We start from the raw sequence: 13,139 nt of genomic DNA on the forward strand, positions 1-13,139 counted from the left end.
CAGCGCAGGAGGCTCCCGTGAACGACATCGACCCGACGGGCGCCGTCGCGCGGTGGTGGGCGACCGCCATCACCCGCATGGAACCCGGCGTCATCGAACTGCGCGGACACCCCGTCCAGGACCTCATCGGCACCACCGGCCTCACGTCCATGATCTGGCTGATGCTGCGCGGCGACCTCCCCGCCCCGAGGCAGGCGGCCCTCCTGGACGCGGCGCTCGTCGCCGCCGTCGACCACGGCCCCCAAGCCCCCTCCATCGCCATCGCCCGCATGGCCGCCACCTGCGGCGTCGGCCTCAACAACGCCGTCGCCAGCGCCGTCAACACCCTCGGCGACGCCCACGGCGGAGCAGGCGAGCAATGCGTCCGGCTTCTGGACGACGTCCTCCAGCGCGAGAGCACCGGCCTCGACCTCCGCACCGCCACCGAGCAGACCATCGCCGCCTGGCCCCGCTACCTGCCCGGCTTCGGCCACCGCTTCCACCCCCGCGACCCCCGCCGCGACCCGCTGATCAGCCTCGTCGAGGACGCCGCCCGCGACGGCGTCGTCCCCGGCGACCACCTCCGCGCCGGCAGGTCCGTGGAGGCCCTCCTCGCCGAAGGCCGCACCAGGCCCGTGCCGATGAACATCGACGGCGCCACCGCCATCATCTACGCCGAACTCGGCTTCCCCGCCCCTCTCGCGCGCGGCCTGTTCGTCCTCAGCCGCAGCATCGGCATCCTCGCCCACGCCTGGGAGGAGACCCAAGGCGGCCAGCGCAACAAAGGCCCTGTCCCCCGAGAGATCCTCCCCACCTCGAAACCCGGCCCGACGAGGCAATCACCGCACCGCAGAACCTGACCCCAAGTCCGGTCACAGGATGCCAAGGCTGGATCGAGGGCAGCGCACCCAGCCGCGCCGCGCTGAACGGAGCGGTGACCGCCCCGACGATCCCGCCGATCACGGCGGCGACCAGCGGCGTCGAAAGGCTCAGCCGCACGCGGGCGAAAGCCGACGACGAACCGCAGGCCCTCCAACCATCCTCACCGGGCCTGCGGAGTTTCAGTCGGGCCGACCTCGGTGCCACCCGCGCTCGACCGGCCCTGCCGGGTGCCAGAGGACCGGCCGATGCGGCCCCCGCTTGAAATCATCACCCCGGCGGTCCATGTCGGGCAGCACATTGCAGGTCTACTACATCAACGCGGCGAAGAAGCGGTTCACGGCTCCCGGGTCGACGAATATAAAGGCGACGAACGCAACCGGGACGACCAGGATCAATAGCCATCCCAGCAGTGCTCCGGCCAGTGCTGAGCCGCGTCCGAACTGGCCGGTCCTGCGGATCTGCCCGCCGGCGATGTGTCCGAGCACCACCGCGAACAGCGATGTGAAGCCACAGGTGAAGAAGCCGAGGATGCCCAGCACAAGCGCTGCGGTGGCCATGCCATTGCGCGCAGGAGGCGGAATGTGAGGGGGCGGCGCGGGAGAATAGGCCACGAACAACAATTTAGATCAGTTCCGGCCGCGTGTGACCAGGGGACCTGACCTGATCCGGCCAGGCCGTGAACCGCAAGCGTGACCCACGTCGACTTCCCGGTGTCTTGGTGTCGCCCCCGGCCCGGGCCGACCGCGTCACCAGCACATTCCCGACGTCCAAGTCCACTCGCTGCCATCGCAGCGCCCGTAGTTCCTTGGTCCGCAGCCCCGTCAGCAGGCCCACCGCCGCATAAGGCAGACCCTGGTCGCTTCGGCACCGTCAAGATCGGCCTGGCCCTCCCACCGCCCGCGCAGCGGTCCATCCGATCACAGGACGGGCCTCCATGAGCAAGGTAGAGACCTGACGCCGGCAACCCCCCGCTTGGAAACCGATGAAGCCGACCGACTGCGGGCCGCAGGGCATCACGACCTGAACACGACCGGCTCGCTCTCCACGGAGCCGCCGGGACCGTCCGTGACCGGGCCCAAGCGAGCCGGTACATGGTCTAGTCGCACCGGCGGTGGCCAACCGGTCGCCTCATCGTCTTGCCCGACTGCCGGTGAGACGGCTTGGGTGGTCGCCCGGAGAGGGTGGAGCACTGCGACCTTTAGCCCGCCGCTGGGCGGGTGGCACGTTCAGCGCTTTCGCAGGCCGCTGTCCGATGATGTTATGTTCGCGAGCCTTCGTCTTGCCTCAGCACGGTCGTGGCGTGGTCTTCTGCTCGGGTGACGATATCCTGAGAATCCGCAAGCTTGATCTTGCCATCCGGTGACAACGACAGAATGATCACGTAATTGCCGCGTCTGCTGGTGAGCTGCAGGGCGCTCTTGGTCGTCCCGCCGATTCGGTGTTCCCAGATCTGGACGCGTGCGGGCCCGCCGTCACGCCGATAAAATTCGTCGGCTCTCAGTGTGACGTGGTGATTCTCTCCATCAATGACGATGTCGTAGGCGTGGCATTCTTCTGGTGCCGGCGTCGCGACGAGCTGTTGGGCGTCCGCCTCCGTGAGCTTGATGATGGTCTCGGTCACGAGGAGGGCCCGGGCTTCGTCGGTCCACATGGCGAGCGCTGCGGGCGAGAATCGGGCCTGCTCGCCGAGTGTCTGAATGCGGCCCGGCATCATCGTCCGGTCGGCGCAAGGCTCGGACGGCCACGTCTTACCGTCGACGATTCTGTCCGTGAGCTGCTGGTAGGTTCCCGAGATCGGTCCGTATCGGAACGTCTCGCTCGACTGCGCCGCCGGGATCGGCAACAGCGCCCGCTTCAGGCGATCCGTGTCGGCCGGTTCCGATGGCCGAATGGTCGGGGACGCGCTCCGATCGGGGGCCGACTCACTGTCGGCGGTACCGCACGCACACGCGGTTACGAGAAGCACCGCACAGGTGTAGAGGCGGAAAGAGGGATGCGGCATCGAATGATCATAAGGGGAGTGAATGGGGAAAGCGACGGCTTATCGCCCCAAGAGTAAGTGCGTCAACTGGAGATGCATGCCTGCGGACTCGATCCTGTGGCGACCACGCGTGCAGGAACCTCTACCTCCATCCTCGCTTGGCCCCGACCGAGCCCACGTCGTTCTCTCCCCGTCTCGCGCCCTGGGGCGCCAAACGGCATACGCGGTGCGGAGGCCGGTTTCGGTCGGCACGGTTGGTCGATCACGGCAACCGAGGTGATCGCCCGGGCGTCCCCACTGCAAAGCCGGAAACGGGGAGGAGTTCACATGCGGTTCGTGAGGCGTTTCGCGATTCCCATGGCGGCGGTGGCGGGAGTGGTGTTCGCCGGAGCGCCGCCCGTCCTAGGAGCGGAGGCGGACTGGCGGAAGGTGCCGCACTCAAGCGCGGAGGGAACCCTCAAGGAAGTCGCCGTTCTCGGCGGAAGCGACGCGTGGGCGGTCGGGGAGAAGCATCCGCCTTACGAGTCCGCCGATCCGGTCGCCGAGCACTGGGACGGCACGTCCTGGAAGGAGGTGACGATTCCGGACACGCCGACGGGTACGGGCAGCCTCGACGGTGTCAGCGCCGTGGCGTCCAACGACGTCTGGGCCGTCGGCGACAGCACCGGTCTCGGACCGGTGATCCGGCACTGGGACGGCGCCGTGTGGACGGCGGTCCAGCCCGCCACGCCGCCCGACGGCGCGCATGTCGGGGCCGACCGGCTCAACGACATAGCGGCGGTCTCCAAGACGCTGGCATGGGCGGTCGGATCCTTTTCCGGCCGGAACACCCCCGGCCCGGTCACCCTGGTCGAACGCTGGGACGGGGCGAAGTGGTCGCGGGCGACCTCCCCGAACCCGGGTCGTCTCAGCAACACCCTTCAAGGCGTCGCCTCCCTCTCGGCGACGAACGCGTGGGCGGTCGGGTGGTACCTCAGCGACGCGGGCAACAATGTCGCCCTCGTCCTGCACTGGGACGGTCGCGCCTGGACCAGGAGCCCGGTGACCCTCCCGTCGGGCAACACTGAACTGCGAAGCGTCGCCGCCGTCTCCGCCAAGAACGTGTGGGCGGTCGGCAACCATGAGGGCAGGCCGCTGGTGATGCACTGGAACGGCACTCGCTGGCGCGTCCTGCCGGAGCCCGCGCTGACCGAGTCGTGGCTGAGCGCCGCGGCTCCGGACGGCAAGGGCGGGGTCTGGGTCGGCGGTTACCGCATGACGGACGGCGGGGTGACGAGCAGACCGCTTTTCCTGCACTGGAACGGCACCGCCTGGACCACCGGCACCAGCGAGGAGGCCGAGGGGACCGTCGAGGGACTCACCCGCGTGGGCACCTCGATCTGGGCCGTCGGGACGACCTCGCCCTGCACCTGCTTCGTCGCACCACCACTGGTCGAGGTCAACGGCCCCGTCCCGCAGTGACGCCGCACCGCCGGAGATGCCGCCGGCGCCGGAGAAATACCCGGACGACGCCAAGCTCCTCACCCTCTGCGCGGCGCGGGTGCGGAAGACCTTCGGCACTGGCCCGCCGAAGGACCTCCTGCTGCGTTACGCCGGGCCGGACGAGCTGGAATGGGCGCGAGGCCAGCGACATGTCGCCTGCCTGGTCACCAGCCGGAAGGGGCGGCTTTCCCGCTCACTGGTGCCCGAGCTCGAGAAATCGTGACCGCGGAGAACAAAATCGGCCCGGCATTGGCCGTATTGCTGGTCGCCTTCCTGGTCGCGGCCCTTCTCTTTTGTGTGCGGCCATGGGGGCTGGACTAGAGCGGGAGGAGGTAGTGCTCGATGCCTTCACCGTGCCTGCTAAAAGCGTTTGGAGCCGAGCCGCACCCAGGTGTCCGGGCGCTCCAGGCAGTCTGTGGAATCGGGTCGCAGGCTCGCGTACACCAGGCAGTGCACGATCGCGTTGCGGCGCGAGGCGAAGCTCGCCAGTATCTCGCGGGCGGTGGAGGTGGGATCGAGGTCGTAGCCGGGGTGCAGGTCCCGTTTGATCCGTCGGCCGTCCTCGGCAACGTGTCCCTGGTTGCCGCTCTTGGGGTTGGCGTACATGCCGTAGGCGAACGTCCCTGCCGTCACTACTTCCAGCACATCAACGGCCCTGTACGCCCACGGCTGGGCGATCACGCAGCCGCCGGGGACATCGGTGACGCCGACGATTTCCCTCTCGCCGTAGAAATCTTGCTCGTGCCACGGCGCATGGTCGTCCACGGCGATGACCTCACCGACGGGCAGGCGTTGTACTGCCTCGGCGGCCGTCAGGCCTGCTACGCATGCCATCGAGAACCCGTCGTAGGAAATGCCGGAGAACACCTCGGCCAGCTCCGGCCCAGCATCGGCCATCGCCCGCTCCTGGTCGGTGAGGGCCTGGTCCTCGGGGGCCTCGAACAGGTCACCGAGTGGGCCTGCCAGGCTGAGCCGGCCCGGCGACCAGCCGTCCATCATTGGTCGCCACGGATCGGCGCCCAGTTCGGCCAGCACCGAGGCGTTGTCCTCACGCTGGTGGTAGACGGCGTTCCACAAGGCGCTACGGCCCTGACAGAAGGCGTCGAGGTCACGAGCGCGGCTTGCCAGCTCGAACACCACCTGGGGCGAGCCCTTCTGCGCGGCCGCGTGCAGCGGAGTGTCGAAGGTCCACAGTTCCCCCAGGGGGTCAGCTCCCGCCTCCAAGCGTTGCCGGAACTTCTTCGGGTCGGTGAAGTCGCCGTAGACGATGCCGGACCAGTCCGCCTGACCGTCGGTCATATTCGTCCCCTGTCGCAGCTCAGAATCTGTCGGTGACCCGAAGGCGCACACGGGCGTCGGGCCACCGACACGAGCTTGTCGCCAGCCACTGACAACTCGCCGACCCTGCACCCGCATTGTCTTCCCCTGCGGCACCGCGCCAGCCGGGGAGAATAACGATCGCTTCACCGAAGTCGGCGTGAAACGGTTGCCACGTGCCTCAACCGATCTTGCACGCCGAGCGTCTGCTGCTGGTACCGCCGGCCGATCGGCATCTCGACCTGGAGGTCTGCCTCGACTCCGACCTCGAGGTGCTGCGTTATCTCGACGCGAGAACGCCGACCAGGCACGAGGTGGTCGCAACTCATCAGCGGCGGATGGCCATGGCAGGCAAGGTGGACGGGCTGGGCTTTTGGATGGCTCACCTCTCCGATGGAGGGGAGGAAGGTGAGTTCGTCGGGCTCATGATGCTGCCGCCTGCACATGGTCCCGATCAGCCCGACGATCCCACCGTCTGCGATCTGGGGTACCGGCTCGTCCGCCGGCACTGGCGGCAGGGCCTGGCCAGCGAAGCATCCCGCGCCCTTCTGCGGCACGCCTTTGACACAGTCGGGCAGAGCCGTGTGATCGCGCAGACCATGGCCGCCAACGCCGGATCCATTGGAGTGATGCGGGCCATCGGCAGGCGGTACGTGCGCACGTACTATCCGCAGTTCGACGATCTGCTGCCGGACGCGCACCTCGGCGAGGTCGAGTACGAGATGACCCGCACCATGTGGGAAGAGATGCGCTGAGGCGCCGGCACCCGGCCCCGGATCCCGTTCCGGCACGAAAACGAAGACCCGCACTCGACGCCACGCCCGTCGGGACCGGACGACCGGCCCGTTCGGCCCTCACACTGCCCGGATTCTGATTTCCGGCTCCCGACCACCCGAAATGGTCCATCGCCTTCCGTGGTTCGGACGGCCGCGAAGACGTAGACACTTAGCTCCGGGCGGAATGACGTTCGACTGGGAGCCTGTCGGCCCTGGAAACACGGGGCCGGCGGGCCCGCGGTGCGACCCGTCCGATAGAGCAGTGCGCCGAGACAGCGGATCCACTTGCCGTTCCGTAGTGAACACGGACGGTCTTCTATGCCTGCGTCCAAAGGATGCGGGGGCAACTCAAACAAGAAGGGAGAGAGGTGCATGTGCGCAGCAGACCTCCCAAGAAGTTCTAATATTGCAGTTTTTGCGCTGATTATTTCAATTGCCTTGGGCGTGACGGCAGGCACTGTTCAGATCGCCTTGGGACTGGTTGGCAGGATCGGCCCATTCACGGCCGCTCTCCTGGTCGCCACAGCCGGCATCGCGCCGTTATTGATCACGTACAGGCCGTCCTTGCGGGCGGGTTGGCCGATCTGGCGATCGGCGCTGATTCTGGGACTCGGCCTTACCGTGGGGTTCGTCTCCTTCCAGTATGCCATTCGCATGCTGCCCCTCGGGATCGTGCTGGCGGCGTTCTATGTCGGAGGCCCGATGCTGCTCGTCACCATCGAGATCCTGAGGTCCCGCCGGTGGTGGGACCTGGCGTGGCCGGCCGCGGGTTTCTCCGGCGTCGTCGTGCTCACGCCCTCCTGGGAAGGCGAGATCAACTACTGGGGATTCGTTGTCGTTGCGGTTCTGGCGGCAAATTTCCTGGTCGGAATGAAAATGATGTCCAGCATCAAGAGAAGCGACATCACCGCCTGCACGACTTTGGCAAGAATCCCTAATATCATCCTTATGTTCGTGTTGGCTTTACTATGGGAGGGGTCAGACGCGGTCTTCGGTCTAGGCAGGAGTGATCTATTGATCTTCCTGGCTGCAGGGGCGCTGATCTTTCTGTCGACGGTGTTGTCCAACATGGCATGGCAGCGGGGAATCCGCCCCTTCGCCGTGGCGTTGTTGAACCCCATCGAACCTGCGTGCGGTGCCATCCTGGGACTGATCGCAGGCCAACAGCTGAACTGGGCGTCCTGGATCGGCATTTCCATGGTCACGGCCGCCGGCGTCGGCGCAGCGATCAGTCAGCACAGGAAGTGACCTGGCTGGCTCCGCATTCGCGGCGGGGAGGACCCAACCTCCCCGCCGTTTGCCGATCCAGTGCAGGCTCGCCTCCATCAGCAAATGCCGGCGAGTCAGCACCATGCGGGGGGCCGATCGGGCAGCCCGTCCCGCTGCACTTCACGCTCTGCCCTACACCGGCCAGCCGCTGCGCACCTGCTGATCCGCCCGGCATCCTGAGCGCCGCCAGCTCCAAGCGCAACTGGTCGATCGTCTCCGCCAACCCGAGCACCGGCACTCCCCCACCTCCGTACGCGACCCACCGCAACCCTCGTCCTGCCAAGCCGCGCCACCTCCCAACGCGATGAGAACCCGACGCGACAGACCAGACTCGGCCAACCCGCAACAGCCCGCCTGACGCGCGCGCAACCGACACCGGCGCCGGCGACCTCGCAGGCTGCGTGCCTGGGAGATCGGATGGACCTCGTGGCGATGCGCACTCGGGCGAACGGGTCCCGGCGCGCGATCCCACAGGTCCGCGATCCACGGTCTCGGCAACCGTGGCACCGGCTCGGCCTCGGACCGTGACCCTCGGGAAGGCGAGTGCTCGTTGAGATACTTCGCCGGCCTGGTAGCCGGCAAGCACGCTGTCAGCCGCGTCGCCTTCCGTCCGGCATCGCCGATCTCATGCCTGACCACACCGCAGCACCAACCACCGGGCCACGCGGGGCACCGCAGACCATTTCAACGCCATTTTCTGCGGAGACTGTGGGGGTAGCGGCGTCTACAGCATCGCGGCGACCGCTACGCATCTGAGAACGAGGGACGGTCAGCAGCCCGTCGGAACCGGGAACGGCCTGGGCGAGGGCAGTCCACCCCCGGTAGGTCTTGCGGGCGGTTCGAGCTTCATGTCCATGACCTGCACCTCCTGTGCTCGTCCGTAGGCTCCAGTGGACGCGCCCACGGGCATGATGCTGAGTACGCCGACGTCCAAGGAGGCAGAACATGAAGCACGAGTACCTGGTCACCATGACCACCCGCGTCCCGGACGGAACCCCGGCGCGCGAGGTGGACGACATCCGGGCGCGCGAAGCCGCCAACACCCGCGTCCTGGCCGCCCAGGGACGGGTGCTGCGCCTGTGGCGGCCACCGCTGGGGCCGGGAGAGTGGCGCACGATCGGGCTGTTCACCGCCGACGGCCCCGACGACCTCGAGCGGACGCTCGCCACGATGCCGCTGCGTGTCTGGCGCACCGACCAGGTCACCGCGCTGGGCTCCCACCCCAACGACCCAGGGCGCGGCAGGGTACCGCTCGCAGCGGACGGCGGCGAGTACCTGGTCACGTTCACCGTCGAGGTGCCGGACGCGGCGACCCCGCAGGCCCGCGACGAGATGTTCGCCCGCGAGGCCGCCCGCGCCCGTGAACTGGCCGCCGAAGGCCGCCTCATCCGCCTGTGGAGCCTCCCCGGCCAGGGCCGCAACCTCGGCCACTTTCAGGCCGCCGACGACAAGCTGATGCAGGACATCCTGCAATCGCTCCCGCTGGCCGCCTGGCTCACCACAGAGACGGTGCCCCTGACGCGCCACCCCAGCGACCCGTAAGCACCCGGGCCAGGGCCTTCCCAGAAACGCCGGCCTTCCCGCCAATTTCCGATCTTGGCTGATGGCACTCCCTATTCGGCGATTCAACGCCGGCGGCCGCGACCGAGGCGCGCGGTGCAGCGAGGCATCAGAGACGCTCTGGGGGCGGCGCCCACGCCAACACCCGGGCGACCCACCGAATCGGTCCGTCGTACCCGGCCCCCCGTCTGCGGCCGATCTCGCTCGTGAGACATGCCGACGGTCGGGACCGCGATGACTGGAGCCGGCCGTAATACGCGGATTCAACGATCAGGACAGCAGCCGCTGACTCAAACGCCTCTCAGGGCGCTGCGTTGGGCGCTCGCGCTCCGGCGTCACGGTCGTTCGAGGTTCTGGCGGAGCGGTCCAATCGCCGTACCGAGGTCGGTCTCGATGCCGTCGGGTTGCTGGAGCCCGTTGTCGAACAGTAGCTGCACGAACGGCCGGTTCTCCGGGCGTCCCGCGGTGGCGAAGTACGCTTGCAGGCCGGGCGCGAACTCCTCGTTCGCCGGCAGGGTGGCCGCATCGACCAGTCCCTTGATGCCGGCGACGGCCACCCTGTCGAAGCTCGCGATACGGCGCGCGAACGCGTCGGCGAAAGCCTCAATGTCGGCGTCCGGGACAACTCGATTCACGTAGCCGTACTCGGCCGCCAGACCGGCCGGAATGTCCTCGCCGCCGAGCAGGATCTCCAGTGCGCGCCCGCGGCCAACCAGGCGCCCCAGCCGCGCCATGGCGCCGCCTCCCGGAACGCTGCCCACGCCGACCTCGAACTGGCCCAGGACAGCGCTCTCGGATGCGAACCGGATGTCTGTTGAGAGCACGAATTCGCTGCCCGCGCCGCGGGTGCGGCCGCGGATCTCCGAGATAGTGGCCACGGGCAGCTTGCTCAACCGGACGAAGTTGTCCAGGTACGGATGGAGGCCCGTTGGTCCGGGCGGCATCCCGGCCACACGGGCGGAGTCGGACAGGAAGTCCCAGTGCGCCATGAAGTAGCCCGGTTTATCACTGCGGAAGACCACGACCGTGAGTTCCGGCTCGTCCTCGATACGCTCGATGAGCTCACCAAGCTGCTCGATGGTGTCGGGATCCATCAGGTTCACCGGACCATTGTCGAAAGTCACCCGCCAGTAGGATCGGGTCACCTCGCTTACATGGAACTGTTCCGCGGTACTCATGAAACGCTCCTTGTCGATCTCCCGCCGCGGCGGTCGGTCGGCGTCCGGATCGCCGAATGAGGCGCGAGAACGGTCGCTACGGCACTTGGCATCCTGGCCTCGACCGGTCCATGCGGCATGGTCGTCTGCGGAGCGCCTGAGGCGGCCTTTCGTCGGCGCCCCGCACCCGCCCGGACGGAAGGTTCGCCGGAGATGCCCTCGGTTTCGACGCCGAAACACCAGTACGACGGCATCATCAGATCCTCATCCGTCGCAGGCATGGCCGGCGGTCGCTTGATCGGGCGGACGAGGACGGGAGCCGCCGCCAGGGATCCCCGGGCCGGCGGCCAGCGCGAAGACGAGAAGTCGGAGGTGGAGATCACGACGGTCAGGCTGCAGCGCACCCTGGTCGCGGACGCCGGCGCCCGCGACCAGGAACAGCCCACCTCGGCGGTGACACCCACACCTGGGCCAACGCGATGGCGAGGAGAGCGAGGATGACGATGAACGGCCATGTGAACCCGTACGAGGTGTATCGGGCGATCAAGCCAGCGATCAGCAGCCCGCAGCCCAGCCCGCCGACGTTCGCGATCGTGCTTATGATCCCGGCCCGGCGGTTGGGGCCTCCGCGGGGTGCCCTATCGGATTCGTCAAGCGCAGGGAGGGGTGTTGAGGTGTTCGGTGAGGTCCTCAAGGCAGGCTTCGAGGCCTTGTAGGTCGGTGAACTCATAGTGGGTACTGCCCTCGGCTCGCTTGAAGTCCGTCTCCGCCCGGGGGCCGACCACCCGGTCAGTACGGGACGCGGGCGCGGATCCGCCGGGATCACCGATCACTTCGAGCGACCTGCGTGCGAAGACCGGGGTGTTCCACGGGCGCGACGGGCATGGTCGAGCCCGACCGACGACCAAGCGCATGAGCATCCCGTCGTCCGCCCGCGCCAATCTCCGGCCACCGGCTGGGGGCGACTCACCGGCGGGTCCGCCATCAGCGACACGCTCGTCCTGCTCGCCGTCGAGCAGGAGCAACTCGCCGCGCAGCGGCGGTCGAAGGACTGTGGGCATGCTGCACGACCCGCCGAATTCGGGAAGGAGAGAAGGAACGCTGCTTGGTCCGGCCGGACCGAGAACTACCGCGTGATCTGCATACGGGAGGAATCATGACCACCGCATCGTCCGACGCCGCCCCGCGTCCGCCCGAGCTCACCGGGCAGACCGTCGTCGTGATCGGAGGCAGCGGCGGCATCGGGCTCGAGACCGCCCGCCGCGCCCGTGCCGAGGGCGCGGCGGTCATCGTGGCCGGCCGCGACCCCGACCGCCTCAAGCGGGCGGCGGCCGACGTGGGCGCGCTGGACAGCGCGGCCTTCGACGCGACCGATCCGGACGCCCTCGCGCGGTTCTTCGGAGCCCTGCCCGAGACGATCGACCACGTGATGGTCACGGCCGGCGGCCCCTACTACGCACCCCTGGCCGACCTCGACCGCGAGCGGGCGCATCGCGATTTCGACGGACACGTGTGGCTGGCCGTCGCCGTCGCCCAGCATGCCGTCGGCCGGGTGCGCCCCGGCGGCACCCTGCTGTTCATGGGCGGCACCGGCGGCCGGAGCCGGGGCCCCGGCCTGTCGCTCATCGCGGCGGGCACCGCCGCGCTGCCCGCCCTGGTCGCCAACCTGGCGGTCGAGGTCGCGCCGGTCAGGGTCAACCTCATCGCGGCCGGTTTCGTCGACACCCCGCTGTCGGCCGAACTGCTCGGCGACGACCTCGAAGCGCGCCGCGACCAGCTCCGCGCGACGCTCCCCATCGGGCGCGTCGTCGGACCCGCCGACGTCGCCGCGCTCGCCGTGCATCTCATGGCCAACACCGCGCTCACCGGCGCCACCTACGACATCGACGGCGGCCAGCAGCTCATCCACCGGACCTGATCAAGCCACTCACGCCGGTCCCGGAGTCTCCCCTGCCTCGCCCGGGCGGTCGGCCGGGAGCTAGTTGGGGCGTCGGGATATCCGGAGGAGCGCAGAAGGCGCAGGTGGTGGACATTAACCACGCCATGGCACGTCCGTCCCCTATCCACCGGGGCTGCGCAAGCGCGCTGTCCGCACGGTGACCGAGGTCCGTCCGGACTATCCCAGCGAGTGGTCGGCGATGAGGGCTGTCGCAGCCAAGCCGGGGGTGCCTCGACCGAGACGGTGCGCAGGGCGCTGGGCCGAGGCCGACGCCGTTACCCGGCCGAGGAACACCACTGAGGAGTCAGTGGAGCTGAAGCGGTTCAAGCGAGAGAACGCCGAGCTTCGGCGGGCGAACGAGATCCTGAAGGCAGCAGCGGGTTCACTCGCGTCATCAATGCCAACATGCGGACCGACCGGTGGGGCTCGCTCGTTTCTTCGCTCCCCTGGGCTGTGCTGGTGGCTCTTGCATTCGTATCCGGAGTGTACGCCTCTACCTGCGGGAACGGCGGTTCCGCCGGCTCTGGACGCAGGCCACGGCGGCGGGCAGGACACGTCCGGGGGATCTCCCCCACGCCGCGGCCGACGAGGACGCTGGTCAGCGAGATGCTCGGTGCCGGTGGAGGTACGTGATGGCCATCCCGTCCAAATGCGTGCGGCGCGCCATGACAGGGCAGCGCACCGGCTCCTTCCAGAAGCCTGTGCGGACCCGCCCCTCTCAAGAGATTTCCTTGGGCATACCGACGTTGACGAACCGAGCCTTGCCAGTCACACCACTCGCGCGTCACTCTCGCCTG

General features: G+C 68.3%; 12 protein-coding genes and 1 pseudogene. 9 read left to right on the plus strand and 4 right to left on the minus strand.

Translation table 11 applies throughout. The features are described 5' to 3' along the window. The first annotated feature begins 17 nt into the window (after positions 1 to 17). Complete coding sequence (locus AB0C84_RS11855) at positions 18 to 839, plus strand: citryl-CoA lyase (RefSeq protein WP_361064352.1); 822 nt, start codon at positions 18 to 20, stop codon at positions 837 to 839. A 330-nt stretch (positions 840 to 1,169) separates the two neighbouring features. On the opposite strand, the gene AB0C84_RS11860 is transcribed toward AB0C84_RS11855, so the two are convergent. Continuing rightward, positions 1,170 to 1,472 (minus strand): DUF4190 domain-containing protein, encoded by a 303-nt coding sequence (locus tag AB0C84_RS11860; protein WP_361064355.1) that lies wholly within the window; start codon positions 1,470 to 1,472, stop codon positions 1,170 to 1,172. Between the two features lie 647 nt (positions 1,473 to 2,119). Next, positions 2,120 to 2,863 (minus strand): hypothetical protein, encoded by a 744-nt coding sequence (locus AB0C84_RS11865; protein ID WP_361064358.1) that lies wholly within the window; start codon positions 2,861 to 2,863, stop codon positions 2,120 to 2,122. 306 nt (positions 2,864 to 3,169) lie between these two features. Here AB0C84_RS11865 and AB0C84_RS11870 point away from each other — a divergent pair, with 306 nt between their 5' ends. Together AB0C84_RS11870 and AB0C84_RS11875 are read left to right on the plus strand one after the other, a co-directional pair. Continuing rightward, positions 3,170 to 4,303: a hypothetical protein gene (locus AB0C84_RS11870; RefSeq protein ID WP_361064361.1), complete on the plus strand. Its 1,134-nt coding sequence runs from the start codon at positions 3,170 to 3,172 to the stop codon at positions 4,301 to 4,303. 16 nt (positions 4,304 to 4,319) lie between these two features. Then, complete coding sequence (locus tag AB0C84_RS11875) at positions 4,320 to 4,547, plus strand: hypothetical protein (protein ID WP_361064364.1); 228 nt, start codon at positions 4,320 to 4,322, stop codon at positions 4,545 to 4,547. Between the two features lie 137 nt (positions 4,548 to 4,684). Here the strand turns inward: AB0C84_RS11875 and AB0C84_RS11880 are convergent, their stop codons facing one another. Further along, on the minus strand, positions 4,685 to 5,623 hold the full coding sequence (locus AB0C84_RS11880; protein WP_361064366.1) for an ankyrin repeat domain-containing protein: 939 nt from the start codon (positions 5,621 to 5,623) through the stop codon (positions 4,685 to 4,687). A gap of 194 nt (positions 5,624 to 5,817) precedes the next feature. Here AB0C84_RS11880 and AB0C84_RS11885 point away from each other — a divergent pair, with 194 nt between their 5' ends. The 3 genes from AB0C84_RS11885 (at position 5,818) to AB0C84_RS11895 (ending at position 9,228) form a co-directional block, all read left to right on the plus strand. After that, complete coding sequence (locus AB0C84_RS11885) at positions 5,818 to 6,396, plus strand: GNAT family N-acetyltransferase (RefSeq protein WP_361064369.1); 579 nt, start codon at positions 5,818 to 5,820, stop codon at positions 6,394 to 6,396. 393 nt (positions 6,397 to 6,789) lie between these two features. After that, positions 6,790 to 7,665 carry a hypothetical protein gene (locus tag AB0C84_RS11890; protein ID WP_361064372.1) on the plus strand — a complete coding sequence of 292 codons (876 nt, stop codon included), beginning with the start codon at positions 6,790 to 6,792 and terminating at the stop codon, positions 7,663 to 7,665. 966 nt (positions 7,666 to 8,631) lie between these two features. Beyond that, positions 8,632 to 9,228: a muconolactone Delta-isomerase family protein gene (locus tag AB0C84_RS11895; RefSeq protein WP_361064375.1), complete on the plus strand. Its 597-nt coding sequence runs from the start codon at positions 8,632 to 8,634 to the stop codon at positions 9,226 to 9,228. A gap of 353 nt (positions 9,229 to 9,581) precedes the next feature. Here the strand turns inward: AB0C84_RS11895 and AB0C84_RS11900 are convergent, their stop codons facing one another. Continuing rightward, positions 9,582 to 10,424: an enoyl-CoA hydratase/isomerase family protein gene (locus tag AB0C84_RS11900; RefSeq protein WP_361064378.1), complete on the minus strand. Its 843-nt coding sequence runs from the start codon at positions 10,422 to 10,424 to the stop codon at positions 9,582 to 9,584. Positions 10,425 to 10,900: 476 nt separating this feature from the next. Between AB0C84_RS11900 and AB0C84_RS11905 the strand changes: the two genes are divergently transcribed. From AB0C84_RS11905 to AB0C84_RS11915, 3 genes and pseudogenes are all read left to right on the plus strand, one after another. Next, positions 10,901 to 11,119, plus strand: a complete 219-nt coding sequence (locus AB0C84_RS11905; protein ID WP_361064381.1) for a hypothetical protein — start codon at positions 10,901 to 10,903, stop codon at positions 11,117 to 11,119. Positions 11,120 to 11,559: 440 nt separating this feature from the next. Further along, complete coding sequence (locus tag AB0C84_RS11910; protein WP_361064384.1) at positions 11,560 to 12,321, plus strand: SDR family oxidoreductase; 762 nt, start codon at positions 11,560 to 11,562, stop codon at positions 12,319 to 12,321. Between the two features lie 154 nt (positions 12,322 to 12,475). After that, a pseudogene (locus AB0C84_RS11915) lies at positions 12,476 to 12,721 on the plus strand (IS3 family transposase); the annotation flags it as partial. Positions 12,722 to 13,139: the final 418 nt, after the last annotated feature.

Source organism: Actinomadura sp. NPDC048955 (assembly GCF_040649435.1).
In the GTDB taxonomy this organism is placed as follows: Bacteria; Actinomycetota; Actinomycetes; order Streptosporangiales; family Streptosporangiaceae; genus Spirillospora; species Spirillospora luteofluorescens.

Coding starts and splice junctions, on each gene's coding strand:
- AB0C84_RS11865 (WP_361064358.1), bottom strand. CDS start 2,863: ATGCCGCATCCCTCTTTCCGCCTCTACACCTGTGCGGTGCTTCTCGTA.
- AB0C84_RS11870 (WP_361064361.1), top strand. CDS start 3,170: ATGCGGTTCGTGAGGCGTTTCGCGATTCCCATGGCGGCGGTGGCGGGA.
- AB0C84_RS11875 (WP_361064364.1), top strand. CDS start 4,320: ATGCCGCCGGCGCCGGAGAAATACCCGGACGACGCCAAGCTCCTCACC.
- AB0C84_RS11880 (WP_361064366.1), bottom strand. CDS start 5,623: ATGACCGACGGTCAGGCGGACTGGTCCGGCATCGTCTACGGCGACTTC.
- AB0C84_RS11890 (WP_361064372.1), top strand. CDS start 6,790: ATGTGCGCAGCAGACCTCCCAAGAAGTTCTAATATTGCAGTTTTTGCG.
- AB0C84_RS11895 (WP_361064375.1), top strand. CDS start 8,632: ATGAAGCACGAGTACCTGGTCACCATGACCACCCGCGTCCCGGACGGA.
- AB0C84_RS11900 (WP_361064378.1), bottom strand. CDS start 10,424: ATGAGTACCGCGGAACAGTTCCATGTAAGCGAGGTGACCCGATCCTAC.
- AB0C84_RS11905 (WP_361064381.1), top strand. CDS start 10,901: ATGACGATGAACGGCCATGTGAACCCGTACGAGGTGTATCGGGCGATC.
- AB0C84_RS11910 (WP_361064384.1), top strand. CDS start 11,560: ATGACCACCGCATCGTCCGACGCCGCCCCGCGTCCGCCCGAGCTCACC.